General features: G+C 59.1%; 2 protein-coding genes. Both read left to right on the top strand.

The genetic code is table 11. From position 1 onward, the window contains the following. The first annotated feature begins 351 nt into the window (after nucleotides 1-351). Nucleotides 352-2,241, top strand: coding sequence for a carbon starvation protein A (locus tag DW037_RS10285; RefSeq protein ID WP_118373257.1), 1,890 nt, complete (start codon nucleotides 352-354; stop codon nucleotides 2,239-2,241). Between the two features lie 183 nt (nucleotides 2,242-2,424). Continuing rightward, entirely contained in the window at nucleotides 2,425-4,617 is a 2,193-nt protein-coding gene (locus DW037_RS10280) for a hypothetical protein (RefSeq protein WP_158566612.1), read from the top strand. Nucleotides 4,618-5,077 lie beyond the last annotated feature (460 nt).

Here is a 5,077-nt window from a genome sequence, read left to right as displayed (position 1 = left end):
CTTTTGTTGGGTAAAGTCCGAGGTCAGTGGCGTTTTATAACGAGAAATTCAAAAAAGTTGAAAATCCATTACAAATTTGCGTTGACTTTAGGTAACTAAAGTTTCATACTCCTTTTCAACCACTGGGGGATGTGAACACGCACGGATCGTTCACATCATGATTGAAGAGGATTTCTTAGACATGTTCACGCATCAGCTAAACATTATCAGCGTAGTAATTATCTGATGCGGGTTAGCACATACAGCTAGCCCGTACGATAACGGGCGGCTGATGAAGATGAGGGCCGTCGAGCGCAACCGACGGCCCTCATTTTTTATGTCTAGGAAGTTCTTTTTAGAGGAGGAAATGTAATGAACGGAGTTTTGCTCATGGTTGTGGCCGCGGCGGTGCTCGCCTGTGGCTATCTGGGCTACGGCCGCTGGCTGGCCAACAAGTGGGGCGTTGACAAAGAGGCCCTCACGCCGGCCAAGCGCATGAAGGACGGCAAGAGCTTCTCGCCCGTCTCCGCCTTTACCGCGTTCTCGCACCAGTTCAGCTCGATCTGCGGTGCTGGCCCTGTCACGGGTACGATCGTCGCCATGGCCTTTGGCTGGCTGCCCGTCGTGCTCTGGGTCCTCGTCGGCGGCATCTTCTTTGGCGCCGTCCACGACTTTGGTGCTCTGTACGCTTCGATGAAGAACAACGGCAAGTCCCTGGCCCAGCTCATCGAGAAATACATCGGCAAGACCGGCCGTCGCCTGTTCCTGCTGTTCTGCTGGCTGTTCTGCATCATCGTCATCGCCGCTTTCACCGACATGGTCTGCAAGACGTTCATGTTCACCTCGGTCGTTGACGCTTCTGGCGCTGCCACCGGTGCTATCGACTTCACCAAGTCCTATGCCGCCGGCTGCGCTGGTACCATCTCCATCCTGTTCACCTTCGTCGCTATCGCCTTTGGTTGGGCCCAGAAGAAGTTCAACCTCACCGGCGCTGCCGAGTTTGTCACTGGCGTGGTGCTCATGGTTCTCATGTTTGCCGTCGGCATGCAGTTCCCGGTCTACCTGGACAAGTTCCAGTGGTTCGCCGTTGTCATGGTCTACCTGGTCTTTGCTGGCGCCATGCCCATCCAGATGCTCAAGACCCCTCGCGACTACCTCACTTCCATCATGATGATCGTCATGATCGCCTGCGCTGTCCTCGGTATCGTCGTCCTGGGTGTTAACGGCCAGGCCACCATCACCGCTCCGGCCTTTACCGGCTTCTCCAGCGCTTCTGGCATGATGTTCCCAGTCCTGTTTGTTTCCGTTGCCTGCGGTGCCCTCTCCGGCTTCCACAGCCTCGTTTCTTCTGGTACCTCCTCCAAGCAGGTCGAGAAGGAGCAGGACGCCGTCAAGGTCGGTTATGGCGCCATGATCGTCGAGTCCTTCGTCGGCATCCTTGCCATCATCGTCGCCGGCATCATGTTCTCCGATATGAACACCGCCGGCACTGGTGCCCTCAACGCCGGCGTCGCTTCCACCCCGTTCCAGATCTTCGCCGCTGGTATCTCCCGCGGTATGCAGGCCTTCGGTGTTGACGGCACGCTCGCTACCGTCTTCATGACCATGAACGTCTCCGCTCTGGCCCTGACCTCGCTCGATGCCGTCGCCCGCATCGCCCGCACCTCGTTCTCCGAGTTCTTTGCCCAGACCAACGACGCCCTGGCCATCGAGTCCAAGGCCGGCTACATGAAGGTTCTCGGCAACCCCTGGTTCGCCACGGTCGTCACCCTGCTTCCCGGTCTCGCCCTCGCCTTTGGCGGCTATGCCAACATCTGGCCGCTCTTTGGTGCTTCCAACCAGCTGCTCGGCGGCATGACCATGATCACCCTCGCCGTGTTCTGCAAGTGCACCGGCCGCAAGGGCTGGATGCTCTACGTGCCCGTCGCCTTCCTGCTCTGCTGCACCTTCACCTCGCTGGTCCAGAGCGCCATGGGCTGCATGACCGCTGTCCAGGCTTACGGCTTCTTCGGCACCATCCCGGCTACCGCCACCACGGCCGCCGTCTCCGTCGCCGCCACCAAGGGCCTGCAGCTCGTTTTCGCCGTCCTGCTGATGGTCCTGGGCCTCATCGTTGCCGTCAACTGTCTCAAGGAGTTCTTCGGCAAGGAGGCCGGCTCCATGCCCGACGAGGAGCCCGAGTGGTCCGAGATGGGCAAGGCCGAGTACGGTCGCGCCGCTGCCGCTGAGGCTTCTGCCGACGCCGAGGCCGCTAAGGCGTAGTCGGTCGGACGGGTTGAATCTCCCATCTATTTGACTCGGAAAGACCGGGTCCGCAATCAAGCGGACCCGGTCTTTTTTCTTGTGATAACAGGTGGTGCAAGGGCGTTCTCGCAGATGTTTTGCGTGAATAAGGGCGCGCGTTGTACCATATAGACGTATATGTGTACATATGAAAGGGGCCCCGTGGCCAAGACGGTATATTCCGATAATCAAAACAATGTCGATGCTTTGGCTGAGCGCCTGAGCAGCAAGACGTCGCTTTCTGCCGAGCGCGCCAAGCTGGTTGCCTACGACCTGCTCTGCCGCAAGGCGCTCAAGATCAAGTCGAGCGCGCTGGCGCAGATTTTCCGTTCCGTCGATAAGGAATGCAACACCAAGGTGATGCGCGACGAACTCATCGCGGCAAAGATTGTTACCAAGATCGAGGGCAGCGGCATTAACGGGCGCCCGGCGTTCTATACCATCAATGCCGAGATCCGCGATGCCCAGGAGCAGCCTGCCGAGTCCGTCGAAGATTTTGTCGTCGAGGATTTCGCTGACGTGCCTGCTGTGGAAGAAGTTGCTCCGCGTGAGCATGTCGATACCGATGAGTTGCTCGATGAGAACGTCGTGCGTGCCTTTACGGCCAAGGCAGGACGCGGCGGTTTTGGCGGGGGCGGCAAGCGCGATGCACAGCGCCGCGCCCAGCAGGAGCGCTTCCGTCGCGCCGTTGCTCGAAAGGGCGAGACGGATGCCGAGGCTGTTGAGACCGAGGTTGCTGCCGAGTCGCAGAAGCCCACGAGGGATCAAAAGCCCGTGGAGGCCCAAGAGCCCAAGCGCCGTCGCGGTGCTCACTTTAAGGCTGCACAGCAGGATGCCGCGCGTGAGGTTGAAGAGTCTTCTGAGGTTGCAGACGATGTTGAGGAGTCTGCCAAGAAGGCTCCGGGTTCATGCCGTCCCGGACGTGGTTTTGCGGGACGTGCGTATCCCGTAAAGCGTCAGGAGAAGGGCGAGTCGGTTTCGACCACCCAGGACGAGAAGGCCGAACAAACCGAGAAAACCGTTGAGCCGGCGGCTCGCGAGCAGCAACCTTCCGAGTCGCAGCCTGCGGCTGACACTGAGGTCAAAGCTCAACAGACCGCTGATAAGCAGGCGGGGGAGAGCGCCTCAGGCAAGCCCCGCCGTCGTCGTCACCGCGGCGGTCGTGGCTCAAATGCCGAGGCCGCGGCCGAGAAGACAGCGACACAAAACGGAGATGAGAAGGCCGAGACTCCGGTGGATCAGGTCAAGCGCCAGCCGGCGAAGGAGGCCAAGTCCGATCGTCCGCAAAAGCGCTCGTCTGCGCCCAAGCAGGAACGTAATACCCGGGCAGATTCCAAGCGTAAGCCTCATGCACAGGCTGAGCCTGCCGCGGCTGATAGTGCTACCCAGCAGCCCGAGTCGGCCGTCCACGGCGAGGTATCGGCGTTTGCCCTTGCCCGCGTTTTGGGCAGGCAGCTGCTCAAAGTTGTCCCTACGCCTACGGCGCTCTCTAAGATCAAGGAACAGCAGACTCAAATTGTTAAGGTCGAGGGCAAGGACGGCAAAAAGGCGCCGCAGCGCACTCAGCACAACGAGATGTCCAACCGCAAGATTGCCGAGGAAATCGCAATCATCCAGGCTTGGATCGAGCAAAACCGAGGTGCCGATACGCCGGTTGCCTCGCGCCGCCAGCGTGCCTACCAGATTTTTAACGACGAGAAGGCTTTTGACGGCAAGCACGGTGAGCGCCTGATAAGGCGCATGACCGAAAAGGGCATCAGCATGCAGGCGATCAAGGTCGCCCCCAACCGCCCCGTGCACTTTACGGGTTTCTTTACGCTGGGCGCCGATAAGCCGTTCATTATGGTCGAGAACCTGGACACCTACGACGAGATCGTCAGGCTGCTGCGTGGCCGCAAGCACGCCAAGCTCTTTGGCATCAAGGTGGGCGGCGTGATTTTTGGCGGCGGATGCAAGGCGAGCGTCTCGCATGCCCTGGACGATTATCTGGCCGAGATCGGCTATCGCTTTAACTACGTCTACTACGTGGGCGATATCGACCGCGAGGGCGCGCGCATCGTCGAGCAGGCTCGCAATGCCAATGTGGTTGAGATTCGCCTGCATGCCGGTATGTACCGCGCCATGCTCGCCGAGCATAAGCGTCGCGTGAAGGCCGGCGGCGAGTGCGAGCGCGCGGCTGCCAACCAGGGCGTGCCGCAGAACTTGGCGGCGACGATCAAGGATCTGCCCATGGTCACGCGCGTGCAGTTCCGCAATGTGCTACGTGAAGGCGGGCGCATTCCGCAGGAGATTCTGATGACCGCCGACTATCGGGATGGCGACTCGGGAAGCTTCGACCGCATGCTGAACAACTAAATTCCGCCGGCCCCGGGAGAGCGGGGACACCGGCTTAGGTTTCCTGCTCTACAGTCCTGCTCACGACGGAGGCCACATTAAGTGGCCTCCTGTTCGTGCGGAACTCGCGATAAACCTAAGCCGGTGTCCCCGCTCTCCCGGGGCCTGTCGTGGCTTGGCCGTTGCATGCGGCTCGCTTTTCGGAACGGGGCTGACGGGCACGTTCCGAAATCTACCACCGTCGCTGTACAGGGTGTCTATAAAGAGCCGTGGCCAAAAAACGGCAAATATGAGTACTGATACTCTTTTAGTAGCAGTAATTTTGACCAAATTTAAGGTGATTTGACGTGTCGATCGAGCAGATAAGCTGCCGTATCTCCTCAAGTGTTCATTAAAGGAAGACCTTGATGCGAATAAATCTCATTAAGATCTTCTTTTATGAGGCTTCGGTAGTTTGTGTGACAAGGGGCTAGCCTAGGCA

The sequence above is a fragment of the Collinsella sp. AF39-11AT genome, from assembly GCF_003474585.1.
Classification (GTDB): Bacteria; Actinomycetota; Coriobacteriia; order Coriobacteriales; family Coriobacteriaceae; genus Collinsella.
The sequence above is the reverse complement of the archived record's forward strand: the minus strand, read 5'-3'. Positions and strand labels throughout refer to the sequence as shown.

Coding starts and splice junctions, on each gene's coding strand:
- DW037_RS10285 (WP_118373257.1), top strand. CDS start 352: ATGAACGGAGTTTTGCTCATGGTTGTGGCCGCGGCGGTGCTCGCCTGT.